Origin of the sequence: Ruegeria arenilitoris (assembly GCF_013032445.1) — a bacterium.
Lineage (GTDB): Bacteria > Pseudomonadota > Alphaproteobacteria > Rhodobacterales > Rhodobacteraceae > Ruegeria > Ruegeria arenilitoris_F.
On the sequence record NZ_WQCA01000006.1, the window covers coordinates 47,722 to 62,256 of the forward strand.

The following is a 14,535-nucleotide window of genomic DNA, read 5'->3' on the forward strand; positions in this document are numbered from 1 at the left end:
TTATCCCTCAACTGCCAAATCTTCGACAAGATAGAACCGCTCGCAAAGCAGCTCCATCTCAGGATCAAACCCGCCATTGCGTTCGAAATACCTGCGGTGATCCTCGCGCCATCCTTCAAGGGTTTCATTTTCGCCCTCTGCCAGAGCAAAATCCTCATTCATATCGCAGAACCGGCAGATCGTGACCTCGAGTGTTTCGATCACCACAGCCGGACTGTCGTCCCATTCCAAAGCGATATCGCGCCGTCCGACAACCGGTGTTTCGGGGCTACCTTCAGGATAATCGCGCAGCGCACCACAGGTTGCTGTTTTCTTACCCGTACGAACTAACCCGAGCAGTTCTGCGCTCATCTTGGCACTGTCACCAAATTTGAAGGTTTGCGCGCCGGGGTAGCGGGCTAGCACATCTTTCAAAACCATGCTCATTACATCCTGAACACGCCGAAGCGTGTCTCCTCAATCGGGGCGTTCAGCGCCGCGCTCAGCGATAGCGCCAGCACATCGCGGCTTTTGCGCGGATCGATGATGCCATCGTCCCACAACCGGGCCGAGGCATAGAGCGGATGGGACTGTTCCTCGAACATTTCCAGCGTCGGGCGCTTGAACTCAGCCTCTTCTTCGGCGGACCACGTGCCGCCTTGCCGTTCGATCCCGTCACGTTTGACGGTGGCCAGAACGCCCGCAGCCTGTTCTCCACCCATCACGGAAATCCGCGAGTTTGGCCAGGTCCATAGGAACCGCGGCTGATAAGCCCGCCCCGACATGCCGTAGTTACCAGCCCCGAAGGACCCGCCGACCAGCATCGTAACCTTCGGCACATTCGTCGTGGCCACTGCGGTCACCATCTTGGCACCGTGCCGCGCGATACCTTCGTTTTCGTATTTCCGACCGACCATAAAGCCTGTGATGTTCTGCAGAAAAACGAGCGGAATTCGACGCTGAGAACACAACTCGACAAAATGCGCGCCCTTCTGCGCGGCTTCGGAGAATAGCACGCCGTTATTGGCAATGATCCCGATCGGGCAGCCTTTGACATGGGCGAAACCAGTTACCAGCGTCTCGCCGAACCGAGGCTTGAACTCATCGAACCGAGAGCCATCGACCAGACGCGCAATCACCTCGCGTATGTCATAGGGTGTGCGCAGGTCAGCAGGGACCACGCCGAGGATTTCATCGGGATCATAAGCCGGATCTTCGGGGCTAGCCCAATCGACCGTCTGCGGCTTGCGCAGGTTCAGCGACCCGACTGCCCGCCGCGCCAAAGCCAACGCGTGGGCGTCATCCTCGGCCAGATAATCCGCCACGCCGGACAGGCGGGTGTGGACGTCGCCGCCACCCAAGTCCTCGGCGCTGACGACCTCACCCGTCGCGGCCTTGACCAGAGGCGGCCCGGCCAGAAAGATCGTGCCCTGTTCTTTCACGATGATCGTCACGTCCGACATCGCGGGCACATAAGCTCCGCCCGCCGTGCACGAGCCCATAACAACGGCGATCTGAGCGATCCCCTTCGCGCTCATGCGCGCTTGGTTATAAAAGATACGGCCAAAGTGGTCGCGGTCGGGGAAGACCTCGTCCTGATTGGGCAGGTTCGCGCCGCCGCTATCGACCAGATAAATGCAGGGCAGATGATTTTCCTCGGCAATCTCCTGCGCGCGGAGGTGTTTCTTGACGGTCATCGGATAATAAGTACCGCCCTTCACGGTGGCGTCGTTGCACACCACCATGACCTCACGCCCCTGCACCCGGCCAATGCCTGCGATGACCCCGGCACAGGGGGCGACATCGCCATACATCCCATGCGCCGCCGTTGCGCCGATTTCCAGAAACGAAGACCCCGGATCGAGCAGGTTCGCCACCCTGCGCCGAGGCAGCATCTTGCCCCGAGATTCATGCCGCGCGCGGGATTTCTCACCACCGCCCATGCGAGCCGCTTCGGCAGCGGCGGAGATTTTCGCCAGCGCGTCAAGATGGGCTGTTCGGTTTGCCTTGAAGCCCTCGGAGGTAGATATGGCTTTGGATGTGAGTTTCATTACTTGTCCTTGCTGCCCAAACTAAACTTGAACTTTTGGCGTTTGACGGCTGAATCCTGTGGAAATTCGCATGGAAGTTGGACTGTCACGTTGTCCTCGCCACTTATCTTAGCTTTGCAAACTTCAACGATTGCATCCATCAACAAACCAGTCGCAAAAATTCGCTTCTTGTCCATTTCGGGCACTAGAGCTTCTGTATTGAAAGATATTGAAAACAGTTTCTTTTTCCGATCTTCAAACCAATCCACCCAATTTAAACCATCAATGTTATCATTGAGCGCTTGGTAATCCCCCTCATGATCAGCAATAGACAATGAGAGACCGCTTCCGAAAGATACAGCTTTGCCGTGCTTAAATGCGTTGATGGCGCCTCTTTCAGAAACCAAAACCGCTTCTTCCTTGACTAGTTCAAACAAGGAGGTGTCCGAATAGTTCTTCAGGTAATCGGGTGAGCCGAATGCCCTAAATGAAATCCATTCTTCAAAGGACAATATCTCGCCTCCAAAATGGACAGTGTGCTCCTTTGGTATTTCCCCCTGCGCGATACTTCTGATGGGGTCAATTAGCCGATCGCCTCGCATCACTGAGGCCACTCTCGCAAAGGGATTTTTTCCGACCTCCGAAAACAACAAGAGCATTAGAGTTTCTGAGCAGAAATAGCGCAGCGCTCTGACAAGGTAAGACGAGTAATTTACGTAGTTTTCCCTGGACCGCTCCAGTCTTTTCATTAGAGCATGGTCACTTAGTATCTCTGAAGTGCCTGTATCGACCACACGGATTGACGCGTGTTTCGCCGAATGGACGCATTCTGCAACGGTCCAAAAGTAGAAAGGATCGAACTCACGATAGAACTGCACATCCATTTGATCAATCATCTGGAAAACAGGAAAACCGAATGTCTCAGCCTCTTTTGTCATGCAACCTCCCCCGCCGCCCGCGCCTTCAATTCCTTGCGGATCACCTTCCCGGTCACCGTCATCGGCAACTCCTCCAAGAATGCCACCTCACGCGGATAGGAGTACTGCGCCAAACGGTCTTTGACCCAGTCCTGCAATTCCTGCTCCGAGGTCTCAGCCCCCGGTTTCAACACCACATAGGCCTTCACAAGCTCGGTCCGCAGCGGGTCGGGTTTGCCGACCACGCCCACCGTTGCCACCGCCGGGTGGGTCAGCAGGCAATCCTCAATTTCGGCAGGGCCGATGCGGTAACCGGCTGAGGTGATCACGTCATCATCGCGGCCGACAAAACGCAGATAGTCGCCCTCCCATACGCCGCGGTCTCCGGTGATCAGCCAGTCACCACGGAACTTCTCGGCTGTAGCCTCAGGCCGGTTCCAGTATTCCAGCAGCATCGAGGCCGAGCCACGCCGGATGGCGACATCGCCCTCCTCGTTGGTCGGCTGACCGTCTTCGTCGATCACCGCCACCTCATGCCCCGGCACCGGTTTGCCGATACAGCCGGGGCGCACCGGGAAATCCTCGGCACAAGACGACACGACCATGTTGCATTCGGTCTGGCCGTAGAATTCGTTTATCGTCAGGCCAAACGCCTTTTGTCCCCATGCCAGCATTTCAGCCCCCAGAGGTTCACCGCCAGATGCAACCGAACGCAGGCCCGGGAGGCTCTGATCCGCCGCCTTCAACATCCGTAGGGCCGTGGGCGGGAAGAACACGTTCCGCACCCCGCCGCGCGCGATCACATCGGCGCAGGCTTCGGGCGTGAACTTCTCAAGCCGCGCCGCGACCACGGGGATGCCCAGCGCCAGGCCTGGCATCAGCACGTCAAACAGCCCTCCGATCCAGGCCCAATCAGCTGGTGTCCACAGGCAGTCACCGTCCCGCAAATGGTTATGGCTGATCGAAACACCCGGCAGGTGCCCGGTCAAAACCCGGTGCCCATGCAATGCACCCTTCGGGCTGCCGGTCGTACCCGAGGTATAAATCAAGACCGCCGGGTCCTCGGGACCGGTATCGGCAAAGGGTAGCGGATTATCGGACGGTGCAATCTGATCGACCCGTATCGGTTCCGCCAGATCGCCCAGCAATGCTGCGCCTTCCTCATCCGTCAGCACCACCTCTGCCCCCGCATCCCCAACACGAGAAGCCAGCGCATCGCGCTTAAACAGCTTGAATAGTGGCACCGAAATTGCACCAAGCTTCCAGATCGCCAGATGGGCTGCGGCGCACCACGGCGACTGACTGAGCAAAACCCCCACACGGTCTTGTGGCCGAACCTGTTTTTGCAACGCCCGCGCTATCCCGTCGGTCATGCGCCCAAGCTGGCCGTATGTGACCACATCGTTGGAACCTGCAGTCAGGTCATAGATGGCGGTAGTATCGCTGGGATGCGCTAGGCATTGACGCGCCATGTTGAGCCGGCTGGGGATCTCCCAGCCCCCCGATTCCCGCATACCCGGTATGTCACCAACGGGACGCATGCGCAAAACTCCCTGTTTTCATGACATTTTTCGACCGGCCACACTTTGTCAGGCTCGCAGGAATTTGATGCAGATCAGAGTTGACGGCTTCGTTGTTCGGCAAAACCGCTCCATCAACAAACCCAAAGGCCATAAAATGACCAAAACACTCGCCGCTTTGACGCTCTCCACCGCGCTTGTCGCGCTTGCCGCCCCCGCAATGGCCCAGAACAAAGGTGACTGGACCCTTGGTATTGGTGTTGGCTACCTTGATCCGAAATCCGACAATGGCACTGCCCTTGGCCTGGATGTCGATGTCGATGCGGACACTCGCCCGATCTTTACGGCTGAGTACTTCATCCAAGACAACCTGGGTATCGAACTGCTCGCTGCCACACCGTTTAAACATGACATTACCTTGGGCGGAAGCCTCGACATTGGTAGCGTCAAGCATCTGCCGCCCACCTTGTCTCTGAACTACCATTTCCCAACCAACAGCGTCTGGAAACCTTATGTTGGTGCGGGCTTGAACTACACCATCTTCTTCGATGAAGACTTGCCCGGGCTTGAAATCGAAAACTCCCTCGGTGTCGCCGTACAAGCTGGTTTGGACTACATGGTCACCGAAAACGGCGCCATCCGTCTGAACGTGCGCTGGTTCGATATCGACTCTGATGTCAAGCTGAACGGGACCAAGATCGGCGAGGCCGAGATCGACCCTTGGCTGGTTGGCGTATCCTACGTTCATCGCTTCTGATCCTTTGAAAGAACGCCCCGCGGCTCCCTCGTCTGCGGGGCGTTTTTCCGTCACAGCATTTCGCTCATTAGTTCCCGACCGATCAGCATCCGACGAATTTCGCTGGTCCCCGCGCCGATCTCCATCAGCTTGGCATCTCGGAAAATCCGGCTGACCGCGGAATCCGACAGGAACCCGGCTCCACCCATCGCCTGCACCGCCTGATGTGCCTGAGTCATCGCCTGTTCCGAGGCGTAAAGACAACACGCCGCCGCGTCCTGACGGGTCACGTCCCCACGATCACACGCCTTGGCAACCTCATAGACATAGGCCCGGGCCGAATTCATCGCGGTGTACATGTCTGCGATCTTGCCCTGCATCAGTTGAAAACTGCCAATCGGTTTGCCGAATTGCTTGCGTTCGGCGAGATAGGGCATGATCTCATCCAGGCAGGCCGCCATGATGCCCGTTCCGATCCCGGCCAACACGACGCGTTCATAGTCCAGCCCCGACATCAAAACCGCCACGCCCTTGCCCTCTTCGCCCAGAACGTTTTCGAACGGCACTTCGACGTCTTCGAAAATCAACTCAGCCGTGTTCGATCCGCGCATTCCCAGCTTGTCGAAATGGGGAGAGGTCGAAAATCCCTTCATCTCTTTCTCGATCAGAAAGGCTGTGATTCCTTTTGATCCCGCCTCCGGGTCCGTCTTGGCATAGACGACCAGCGTATCCGCGTCCGGCCCGTTGGTGATCCAGTACTTGTTGCCGTTCAGCCGGTAATGATCGTTGCGCTTTTCCGCGCGCAATTTCATCGACACCACGTCAGATCCCGCAGATGCCTCGGACATAGCCAAAGCACCCACATGATCGCCTGAGATCAGGCGCGGCAGATACTTCGCCTTCTGCTCATCGGTTCCATTCAGCTTGATCTGGTTGACGCACAGATTCGAATGCGCCCCGTAAGACAGCGAAACCGAGGCAGAGGCACGCGCGACCTCCTCGACCGCAACAGTATGGGCCAGGTATGACATCCCCGCCCCGCCGTACTCCTCAGACACCGTGATCCCAAGCAACCCGAGATCGCCCATCTCTTTCCACAACTCATTGGGAAAAGCGTTGGATTTGTCGACCTCGGCCGCCATCGGCCTGACCCGATCCTGCGCCCAGCGATGCACCATCTCACGCAGGGCATTCACGTCTTCGCCCAGATCAAATTGCATTGTGGCCGTGAACATACGCGATCTCCTCCTTCGCATAAATGAACACACGTTCAATAAACTGATATCAGCCGGATTGCATCTGGTCAACGACCCTGATCGACTCGCCCACCCAAAATGCGGACAGCCGCCCCAAAGGGCGGCTGTCAAAAAGAGCGTGCACCGCAGATGCACTCAATTGGATTAGGATTGATAGACCGCACCAACCTCGGACCGAATGATGCGCGCAATCAGGCAGCAATCCTCCAGCGAAAAGGTCAGTGGCACACGCATGTCCATGATACCTGCCAGAATGCGATCACTGGCTGGCATAGGCGCACTGTCCGCATAGCGCCAACTGTCATAGCGGGACGTAAACCCAGTCGGCTCGGCCCCACCGAACCATTTGAGCTCCACCCCACGCACGGCACAACGTCGGATCACCTCGGCAATGCGCTCCGGCGACCAGTCAAGCAACAGAAATTGGATGGACGACCCTACATAGGTTTCTTCCTCGGGGCGCTCGACAATGGTCAGACCCGGCGTTCCGCGCAATCCTGCCGCAATCTCATCGTATCGCTCATTCCAACGCCGAACCTGCCGATCCAAATCCCTCAGTTGCGGACGCAGAATAGCAGCGCGCAGATTGTCCATGCGACCAGACACATTCGGAGTGGTGTACTTGATGCGTTCAAACACCTCAGGCCCCGGCGCGGCAAGGTGGCGTTCATACAGCATATACGACCCAGACAGCATCGTCGCCTTGGCCGCCAATTCTTCGTCATCGGTGATCAGCAAACCGCCTTCACCGGAATTGACGTGCTTGTAGGTCTGACAGGAATAACACCCGATTGCCCCCTGCCTACCGGAAAGCTGCCCGCGCCACGCGGCACCCATCGTATGGGCGCAATCCTCGATCACGATGACACCCGCAGCATCGCACATCTGCATCAGCCGATCCATGTCACACAGATGCCCGCGCATATGGCTGAGCATCAGCACCCGCGCCTGATCCAGCTTGGCCTCGAGATCGTCCAGATCAATGGTTAGGCTCTCGGTCACGCCCACAAAGATCGGGCGCGCACCGACCGAGGCAATCGCCCCTGGGACCGGGGCCAGCGTGAAGGCGTTCGTCAGCACCAGATCGCCGGGCTGCACCCCGACCGCCCGCAACGCCGTCGCCAGTGCATAGCCGCCGGAGGACACCGCAAGACAGTATTTTGCCCCCATCTGCGCCGCAAATTCCTGTTCCAACAGAGCGGTCTCCCCCAACTCTCCAGGGGCGACGTTGTAACGATGTAGTCGCCCGTGGCGCAGCACGGCCATTGCCGCCTCAATCGCCTCTTCGGGGATAGGTTCCTGCTGGGTGAAGCTGCCAGTAAATGTCTCGGTCATAAGCTTGTTCTGACGCTGCACGGGTCTAGGGTCAAGGGATCACGCAGCCGCACCGATCAGCCCTTCGACCACTGAATGCAGATCATCGAAGTGATGCAGCAAGGCTTCGGGCTCCAACGCGGCCATGTCATCGCCGGACGGGCCGAATGTTACCAGAACCGAGGGCACCCCAGCCGCACGCGCCGTGTTGCGGTCGGTATCTGAATCTCCGATCAGCACACACAGATCCGGATGCCCACCCGCCCGGCGCGCGGCTTCACGCAAAGGCTCCGGGTCCGGCTTGCGCACCGGAAGCGTGTCGGCGCCGATCAGAGAGGCAAACGCATCCCGCACCCCCATCTGGGTCAGCAACTGATGGGCCAGTGCCTCAGGCTTGTTGGTGCAGATGCCCACACCGTAGCCTGCGGTCCGTAAAACCTCGACCGCGTCCAGTGCGCCGGGGTAGAACTGCGTATGGGTGTCGATGGCCTGCGAATACGCCTCGAGCAGCGTCGGATAGTAAGCGTGGACGGTCTCCTCGTCATAGGCCCCTACCCGCTTGAGCCCATGCGTTAGCATCATCCGCCCGCCCCGCAGCGCAACCGCGGCGTCTTCTTCGTGCACCAGCACATCTCCGTGTCCCATCTGGCGAAAACAGTGGTTCGCCGCGGCCAGCAAATCACCAGACGTATCGGCCAGAGTTCCGTCCAGATCGAAGATTACCGTGCGCATTGTGCCTCCTGCCTCGGCGGGTTTTTGCCGTGTCGTGTTGCAAACGGCAATCTTGTTTGATGGCTGAACCGCTTGCGCCTTTGACCTCAGCGGATAAAACGGACGGCAACAAAACACAAAGAGAAATCGATTTCATGAGCATTGCCCTTGTCATCCTTGCCGCTGGAAAAGGCACCAGGATGCATTCGGATATCCCCAAAGTTCTGCATCCCATTGCCCAAACCCCCATGCTGGTTCACGCCATGCGCGCCGGGGCTAGCCTATCACCGGAACGCACTGTGATTGTAGCCGGGCACGGTGCAGAAGCAGTTGAGAAAGTCGCAATCGCAGAGGACGAATCCGCAATCGTTGTCCGCCAGGAAGAACAACTGGGCACCGCCCATGCTGTCATGCAGGCACGCGATGCTCTGTCCGATTTCGAAGGCAATGTAATCGTTTTGTATGGCGACACACCTTTTATCGAACCCGATACCCTACAACGCATGATCGAAGCCCGCGCCTCACACGATCTGGTGATGCTGGGGTTCGACATTGCCCAAGTGCAACCCCGGTACGGCCGTCTAATTATGGATGGTGACAAGTTGGTAAAGGTCGTCGAATATAAGGAAGCCAATGAAGAACAGCGGGCTATTCGCTTCACCAATAGCGGTCTGCTGACTTGTGATGCCAAGCTGTTGTTCGATCTTATTGACCAGGTCAGCAATGAAAATGCGTCAGGTGAATTTTATCTCACTGAAATTGTAGCGATAGCCAATGCAAGAGGCCTGACAGCAACCGCTATCAAATGCGACGAATCCGAAACTCTTGGCGTGGACTCGCGGGCTGATCTGGCTGCAGCGGATGCCGAATTTCAGAGCCGCGCCCGCGCCACTCTTTTGGAGCTTGGTGTCACACTTATGGCCCCCGAAACCGTTTATCTGGCAGCCGACACTGTCATTGGTAGAGATACGGTAATTGAACCCAATGTTGTCTTTGGCCCCGGCGTTACAATCGAAAGCGGCGCAACGATCCGGTCTTTTTCTTATTTTGAAGACTGCCACGTCAGTCGCGGTGCGATCGTAGGTCCCTTTGCCCGCCTGCGCCCAGGTGCCGAACTGGGTGAAAACACGCGCATTGGGAATTTTGTCGAGATCAAAAATTCAGAAATCGCCGAAGGTGCCAAGGTCAATCATCTCAGCTATGTCGGTGATGCCTCGGTAGGTGCAGCCTCGAATATTGGCGCAGGCACAATTACCTGCAATTACGACGGCGTATTGAAGCACCGTACGGTCATTGGAGAGAATGTCTTTGTTGGGTCAAATACCTTGATGGTGGCACCAGTTTCTCTGGGCAATGGTGCGATGACGGCGGCGGGAACTGTTGTGACGCGCGACGTTGAACCCGATGCATTGGCCATGGGTCGCGCACGGCAAGGCAACAAGCCGGGTTATGCAAAAAAATTGGTTGAAATGTTGAAGGCGAAAAAAGCGCGCAAAGATAAAGGAGCGTAATTCATGTGTGGTATTGTAGGTGTACTGGGACAGCATGAAGCCGCCCCAATTCTGGTCGAGGCTTTGAAACGACTGGAATATCGCGGGTATGACAGCGCTGGCATCGCGACCATTGACAATGGTGCTCTAGGGCGACGCCGGGCCGTAGGCAAACTGGTGAATCTAAGCGATCTTCTGGTACATAACCCGCTGCGCGGAAAGTCCGGGATCGGGCACACTCGTTGGGCAACCCACGGCGCACCCTCGGTCACGAACGCACACCCTCACAAAGCTGGCCCTGTGGCAGTCGTACATAACGGCATCGTCGAGAATTACCGCGAGTTGCGGGCGGAACTGGCTGAACACGGCGTTGATTTCGTTACTGAAACGGACACCGAAACCGTGGCTTTGATGGCCGAGCACTACCTTAACAGTGGATTTTCATCTGTAGACGCAGCTTTTAAGACAATCGACCGCCTCCAGGGCGCCTTTGCGCTTGCCTTTCTTTTCGATGGAGAGGACGACCTGATTGTTGCTGCCCGCAAAGGTTCACCTCTGGCCATCGGGCATGGGGATGGCGAGATGTTCGTGGGCTCGGACGCGATTGCTCTGGCACCGCTGACTGACCGCATAACCTATCTTGAAGAAGGCGACCGGGCGGTGCTGACCCGCACGTCGCTGGAAATCCGCAACGAGGCCGGAGAGTTGGCCAACCGTGAAACCCGCAAGATCAAACTGGATCAGACGCGGGCCGACAAGGGCGGTCACAAGCACTTCATGGCCAAGGAGATTGCCGAGCAACCCGTGGTGGTGGCCGAAGCGATCCGGTCCTACCTGCCTACCGGTGCGAGCAAAGTCGTCCTGCCAGGTGAGTTGGACTTCGCCAATCTTGACCGCCTGACCATGGTTGCTTGTGGCACCGCCTTTTATGCCTGTCTGACCGCAAAATACTGGTTCGAACAACTGGCTAAGATTCCCGTCGAAGTCGATATCGCCAGCGAGTTCCGCTATCGCGAACCTCCGATCCCCGACCGCACAGCAGCATTGTTCGTCAGCCAGTCGGGCGAAACCGCGGATACGCTGGCCGCTCTGCGCTATTGCGAGGGCAAAGCTGACAAAATCGTATCAGTTGTCAATGTTCCTGAAAGCTCGATCGCGCGGGAAAGCGATCTGGCTCTGCCGATCCACGCCGGGGTTGAGATCGGTGTGGCTTCGACTAAGGCCTTCACCTGCCAGCTGAGCGTTTTGCTGATGCTGGCACTCAAGGCCGCAGCGGACCGGGGAACCATGACCGACGAAGAACTGGCCGATCACTCAGCTGCGCTGCGCGGGCTGCCGACGGCCCTCAACGCTGCGCTAGATCAGAACCGGGCCATCAAGAAATCCGCCCAACGCCTGTCTGAGGCGCGCGACGTGCTGTTTCTGGGCCGCGGCCTGATGTACCCGCTGGCCATGGAAGGTGCGCTGAAACTCAAGGAAATCAGCTATATCCACGCCGAAGGTTATGCATCAGGCGAACTAAAACACGGCCCCATAGCCTTGATCGACAAGCATATGCCCGTGATCGTCATGGCCCCACGCGATGCGGTTTTCGACAAGACCGTTTCGAACATGCAAGAGGTGATGGCACGCAAGGGCAAGGTCATTCTGGTTTCGGACGATGAAGGCATTGCCGACGCCAAAGACGGTGTCTGGAGCACGATCCGAATGCCCCACATCCACGCCAGCCTTGCCCCGATCCTTTATTCGGTTCCAGCGCAGTTGCTGGCCTATCATACGGCGGTGGCCAAGGGCACGGATGTGGACCAGCCACGCAATCTGGCGAAATCCGTCACGGTGGAGTGAAGCATGGCCAAGCAATTCCCAGAACTGGATGAAACCCAGCGCAAGTTCATCGCAGATCAGCACATCTTCTTCGTCGGCACTGCGGCACTTGACGGGCGGGTGAACATTTCGCCCAAGGGAATGGATTCGCTGCGTGTTCTGGGACCGAACAGGATTGTTTGGATGAACCTGACCGGCAGCGGAAATGAAACCGCTGGTCATTTGCTGGAAACCAATCGCATGACGCTGATGTGGTGCTCCTTCACCACCCGCCCTCTGATCCTGCGCACCTATGGGACCGCGCGCACGTTGCACGTGGGGGACGCGGGCTGGGATGAGCTGGCCGATCTATTCCCAGACCACCGCAGCGCGCGACAGATCTATGACCTGGAGATTGATCTGGTTCAGACCTCTTGCGGCTATGCGGTGCCGTTCATGGAGTATCAGTCCGATCGGGACACCATGCAGAAATGGGTGGACGGCAAGTCGGACGACGATATCCGCGCCTATTGGGTGGAAAAGAACCAGCAGACCATCGACGGCAAACCAACCCGCGCCGACTAGTACGATGTTGAGCACCTATTTGGAACAGATCAAGGCGCATGCGGATGCCGAGCGCGCTGAGCAGATGGCGGCTTATCACAAGGCCGATCGTCCTTATCTGGGCGTCGGAAATCCGATGTTGAATGACCTGACCAAAGCCTGGCGTCAGGAACTGGACGTGGCTGCGCGCGTGGAACTTGCAGATGCACTCTGGCAGACCAACATCCACGAGGGCCGTCTGGCCGCAGCCAAACTGCTGACACAGGCCCGCATTCGCCCCGATGACGCGGTCTGGGAACTATTGCAAAGCTGGCTGCCGGATTTCGATGCATGGGCGGTGGCCGATCACGCCTGCATGGCTATGCAGAAACGCCTGTCCGCCGATCCGTCCCGGCTGGATCAGGTCGAAGTCTGGACGACGTCCGATGACATGTGGGCGCGACGCGGGGTACTGGTGGCCACGCTCCCGTGGACGAAACAGAACCACCCCAAACCCGACGATCTGGCGCGGCGCGACCGTATCCTTGGCTGGGCGGCGGGCTATGTCCCTGACCGCGATTGGTTCATCCAAAAGGCCATTGCATGGTGGCTGCGTGAATTGTCGAAACACGACCCGGATCGCGTGATTTCCTTTCTGGCCTCACACGGCGAGGCATTGAAACCCTTTGCCCGACGCGAAGCCGGGAAATACCTGAAAGATCAGTTGGAATAGACCTCAAGCTCAACCAACTCGTCGAACGGCAACAACAAGGCTCGCATTGCGTCCAGCGACAATCGGCTGCCGCCACCCTCCGGCCCCGGCGCGGGAACCAAGGTAATATAAGCCTGCGATCCGGTTTTCGGCACAACCACGCGACCGGTGAATTCGGTATCAACCAGCGGCGTCTGCAGCCAACGGCCCGGCGTCGTCGGGTCACCCAACCCGGCAATGGTGGTCTTTGCCCCGACCCAACCGGCGGCAGTGGCCGGCAAGGGTTCCGACTCAACCGGCGTTTCGACCACAACCTCTTCGGCCTCGGCGGGCTTTTCGTCACCCCCAAACACACGGTCTGTCGTCGATCGTACGGTGTCGCATCCCGCGACCAGAACGCACAAAGTCAAAAGCGTATATCTCATGGCGACAGCCTACCGCCCTGCGCGCATCTGTACCAGCGCAAAGGAAACTTCGCCCTTGTCGCAGACATGTCCCGGCTTTACCTATATCGCATGACTGCTCCGCTTATCGACCCGTTCGCCCGTGCGATTACCTATCTCCGCGTATCCGTCACGGACCGCTGCGATTTCCGCTGTGTGTACTGCATGTCCGAGGACATGAAGTTCCTGCCGAAGAAAGACCTGCTGACGCTGGAAGAGCTGGACCGGATGTGCACCACCTTCGTGAAAATGGGTGTTGAGAAACTGCGCATCACCGGTGGCGAACCCCTTGTACGCCGCAATATCATGACTTTTTTCAACAGCATGACCCGGCATCTGGACAGCGGCGCGTTGAAAGAGCTGACGCTGACCACCAACGGCTCGCAGCTGCACCGCTTTGCCGATGATCTCTATGCAGCGGGCGTGCGGCGGGTGAATATCTCGCTGGATACGCTGGACGAAGATAAATTTGCCCAGATCACCCGCTGGGGTCGCCTGAATCAGGTATTGAACGGCATTGATGCTGCACAAAAGGCCGGGTTGCGGATCAAGATCAACGCGGTGGCCCTGAAGGGCTTCAACGAAGAAGAACTGCCCGCCATCACAAAATGGTGTGCCGAACGTGACATGGATCTGACCTGGATCGAGGTCATGCCCATGGGCGATATCGGCAACGAGGATCGGTTGGACCAATACTGGTCGCTGAAAGACGTGCGTAAGGAATACGAAAACCACTATTCCGTGACCGATCTGGCCGAGCGCACCGGTGGCCCCGCACGTTATGTACGGCTGGAGGAGACCGGCCAAAAAATCGGTTTCATCACGCCGCTGTCGCATAACTTCTGCGAAAGCTGCAATCGCGTGCGCCTGACTTGCACCGGTGAGTTGTTCATGTGCCTCGGCCAAGAGGACATGGCCGACTTGCGCGGCGCTCTGCGTGATCATCCCGACACCGAGCAACCGCTCGAAGACGCAATCCGCGCGGCGATCAACCTCAAGCCCAAGGGCCATGATTTCGACTATTCCCGTCAGGCGGTTGATGGCCAGATGAGCCGTCACATGAGCCACACGGGCGGCTGAC

General features: G+C 57.8%; 14 protein-coding genes. 6 read left to right on the forward strand and 8 right to left on the reverse strand.

Annotated elements, in window-relative coordinates:
* The 4 genes from GOW98_RS09770 to GOW98_RS09785 are packed head-to-tail and all read right to left on the reverse strand — an operon-like array spanning position 1 to position 4,467.
* On the reverse strand, positions 1–426 hold the full coding sequence (locus GOW98_RS09770; protein WP_170331466.1) for an ASCH domain-containing protein: 426 nt from the start codon (positions 424–426) through the stop codon (positions 1–3).
* Positions 426–2,030: a carboxyl transferase domain-containing protein gene (locus tag GOW98_RS09775; RefSeq protein WP_170331467.1), complete on the reverse strand. Its 1,605-nt coding sequence runs from the start codon at positions 2,028–2,030 to the stop codon at positions 426–428. The genes GOW98_RS09770 and GOW98_RS09775 overlap by 1 nt, the downstream gene beginning before the upstream one ends.
* Complete coding sequence (locus tag GOW98_RS09780) at positions 2,030–2,947, reverse strand: hypothetical protein (protein ID WP_170331468.1); 918 nt, start codon at positions 2,945–2,947, stop codon at positions 2,030–2,032. Before GOW98_RS09780 ends, GOW98_RS09775 begins: the two co-directional genes overlap by 1 nt.
* Complete coding sequence (locus tag GOW98_RS09785) at positions 2,944–4,467, reverse strand: AMP-binding protein (protein WP_170331469.1); 1,524 nt, start codon at positions 4,465–4,467, stop codon at positions 2,944–2,946. Before GOW98_RS09785 ends, GOW98_RS09780 begins: the two co-directional genes overlap by 4 nt.
* Before the next feature lie 136 nt (positions 4,468–4,603).
* Between GOW98_RS09785 and GOW98_RS09790 the strand changes: the two genes are divergently transcribed.
* Positions 4,604–5,203 carry an OmpW/AlkL family protein gene (locus GOW98_RS09790; protein ID WP_170331470.1) on the forward strand — a complete coding sequence of 200 codons (600 nt, stop codon included), beginning with the start codon at positions 4,604–4,606 and terminating at the stop codon, positions 5,201–5,203.
* A gap of 50 nt (positions 5,204–5,253) precedes the next feature.
* On the opposite strand, the gene GOW98_RS09795 is transcribed toward GOW98_RS09790, so the two are convergent.
* From GOW98_RS09795 to GOW98_RS09805, 3 genes are all read right to left on the reverse strand, one after another.
* The gene (locus GOW98_RS09795; protein WP_170331471.1) at positions 5,254–6,417 is read right to left on the reverse strand and encodes an isovaleryl-CoA dehydrogenase; all 1,164 of its coding nucleotides are present in this window, start codon (positions 6,415–6,417) and stop codon (positions 5,254–5,256) included.
* A gap of 165 nt (positions 6,418–6,582) precedes the next feature.
* The gene (locus GOW98_RS09800; RefSeq protein ID WP_170331473.1) at positions 6,583–7,773 is read right to left on the reverse strand and encodes a DegT/DnrJ/EryC1/StrS family aminotransferase; all 1,191 of its coding nucleotides are present in this window, start codon (positions 7,771–7,773) and stop codon (positions 6,583–6,585) included.
* 39 nt (positions 7,774–7,812) lie between these two features.
* Positions 7,813–8,484 carry an HAD-IA family hydrolase gene (locus GOW98_RS09805; protein ID WP_170331475.1) on the reverse strand — a complete coding sequence of 224 codons (672 nt, stop codon included), beginning with the start codon at positions 8,482–8,484 and terminating at the stop codon, positions 7,813–7,815.
* Positions 8,485–8,618: 134 nt separating this feature from the next.
* Here GOW98_RS09805 and glmU point away from each other — a divergent pair, with 134 nt between their 5' ends.
* Genes glmU through GOW98_RS09825 form a run of 4 tightly spaced genes read left to right on the forward strand, consistent with a single transcriptional unit; the run spans position 8,619 to position 13,032 of the window.
* On the forward strand, positions 8,619–9,974 hold the full coding sequence (glmU, locus tag GOW98_RS09810) for a bifunctional UDP-N-acetylglucosamine diphosphorylase/glucosamine-1-phosphate N-acetyltransferase GlmU (protein WP_170331958.1): 1,356 nt from the start codon (positions 8,619–8,621) through the stop codon (positions 9,972–9,974).
* Positions 9,975–9,977: 3 nt separating this feature from the next.
* Positions 9,978–11,798 carry a glutamine--fructose-6-phosphate transaminase (isomerizing) gene (glmS, locus tag GOW98_RS09815; protein WP_170331478.1) on the forward strand — a complete coding sequence of 607 codons (1,821 nt, stop codon included), beginning with the start codon at positions 9,978–9,980 and terminating at the stop codon, positions 11,796–11,798.
* 3 nt (positions 11,799–11,801) lie between these two features.
* On the forward strand, positions 11,802–12,341 hold the full coding sequence (locus GOW98_RS09820) for a pyridoxamine 5'-phosphate oxidase family protein (protein WP_170331480.1): 540 nt from the start codon (positions 11,802–11,804) through the stop codon (positions 12,339–12,341).
* A 4-nt stretch (positions 12,342–12,345) separates the two neighbouring features.
* A complete protein-coding gene (locus GOW98_RS09825) occupies positions 12,346–13,032 on the forward strand; it encodes a DNA alkylation repair protein (protein WP_170331482.1) in 687 nt (228 codons plus the stop codon).
* Here GOW98_RS09825 and GOW98_RS09830 read toward each other — a convergent pair.
* Complete coding sequence (locus GOW98_RS09830) at positions 13,020–13,436, reverse strand: hypothetical protein (protein WP_170331484.1); 417 nt, start codon at positions 13,434–13,436, stop codon at positions 13,020–13,022. The two genes, GOW98_RS09825 and GOW98_RS09830, sit on opposite strands and share 13 nt — an antisense overlap.
* A 90-nt stretch (positions 13,437–13,526) precedes the next feature.
* Between GOW98_RS09830 and moaA the strand changes: the two genes are divergently transcribed.
* Positions 13,527–14,534 (forward strand): GTP 3',8-cyclase MoaA, encoded by a 1,008-nt coding sequence (moaA, locus tag GOW98_RS09835; RefSeq protein WP_170331485.1) that lies wholly within the window; start codon positions 13,527–13,529, stop codon positions 14,532–14,534.
* Position 14,535 lies beyond the last annotated feature (1 nt).

What these genes read in the sequence shown, in the direction of transcription:
- GOW98_RS09770 (WP_170331466.1), bottom strand. Translation starts at nt 426, where the DNA reads ATGAGCATGGTTTTGAAAGATGTGCTAGCCCGCTACCCCGGCGCGCAA.
- GOW98_RS09775 (WP_170331467.1), bottom strand. Translation starts at nt 2,030, where the DNA reads ATGAAACTCACATCCAAAGCCATATCTACCTCCGAGGGCTTCAAGGCA.
- GOW98_RS09780 (WP_170331468.1), bottom strand. Translation starts at nt 2,947, where the DNA reads ATGACAAAAGAGGCTGAGACATTCGGTTTTCCTGTTTTCCAGATGATT.
- GOW98_RS09785 (WP_170331469.1), bottom strand. Translation starts at nt 4,467, where the DNA reads ATGCGTCCCGTTGGTGACATACCGGGTATGCGGGAATCGGGGGGCTGG.
- GOW98_RS09790 (WP_170331470.1), top strand. Translation starts at nt 4,604, where the DNA reads ATGACCAAAACACTCGCCGCTTTGACGCTCTCCACCGCGCTTGTCGCG.
- GOW98_RS09795 (WP_170331471.1), bottom strand. Translation starts at nt 6,417, where the DNA reads ATGTTCACGGCCACAATGCAATTTGATCTGGGCGAAGACGTGAATGCC.
- GOW98_RS09800 (WP_170331473.1), bottom strand. Translation starts at nt 7,773, where the DNA reads ATGACCGAGACATTTACTGGCAGCTTCACCCAGCAGGAACCTATCCCC.
- GOW98_RS09805 (WP_170331475.1), bottom strand. Translation starts at nt 8,484, where the DNA reads ATGCGCACGGTAATCTTCGATCTGGACGGAACTCTGGCCGATACGTCT.
- glmU (WP_170331958.1), top strand. Translation starts at nt 8,619, where the DNA reads ATGAGCATTGCCCTTGTCATCCTTGCCGCTGGAAAAGGCACCAGGATG.
- glmS (WP_170331478.1), top strand. Translation starts at nt 9,978, where the DNA reads ATGTGTGGTATTGTAGGTGTACTGGGACAGCATGAAGCCGCCCCAATT.
- GOW98_RS09820 (WP_170331480.1), top strand. Translation starts at nt 11,802, where the DNA reads ATGGCCAAGCAATTCCCAGAACTGGATGAAACCCAGCGCAAGTTCATC.
- GOW98_RS09825 (WP_170331482.1), top strand. Translation starts at nt 12,346, where the DNA reads ATGTTGAGCACCTATTTGGAACAGATCAAGGCGCATGCGGATGCCGAG.
- GOW98_RS09830 (WP_170331484.1), bottom strand. Translation starts at nt 13,436, where the DNA reads ATGAGATATACGCTTTTGACTTTGTGCGTTCTGGTCGCGGGATGCGAC.
- moaA (WP_170331485.1), top strand. Translation starts at nt 13,527, where the DNA reads ATGACTGCTCCGCTTATCGACCCGTTCGCCCGTGCGATTACCTATCTC.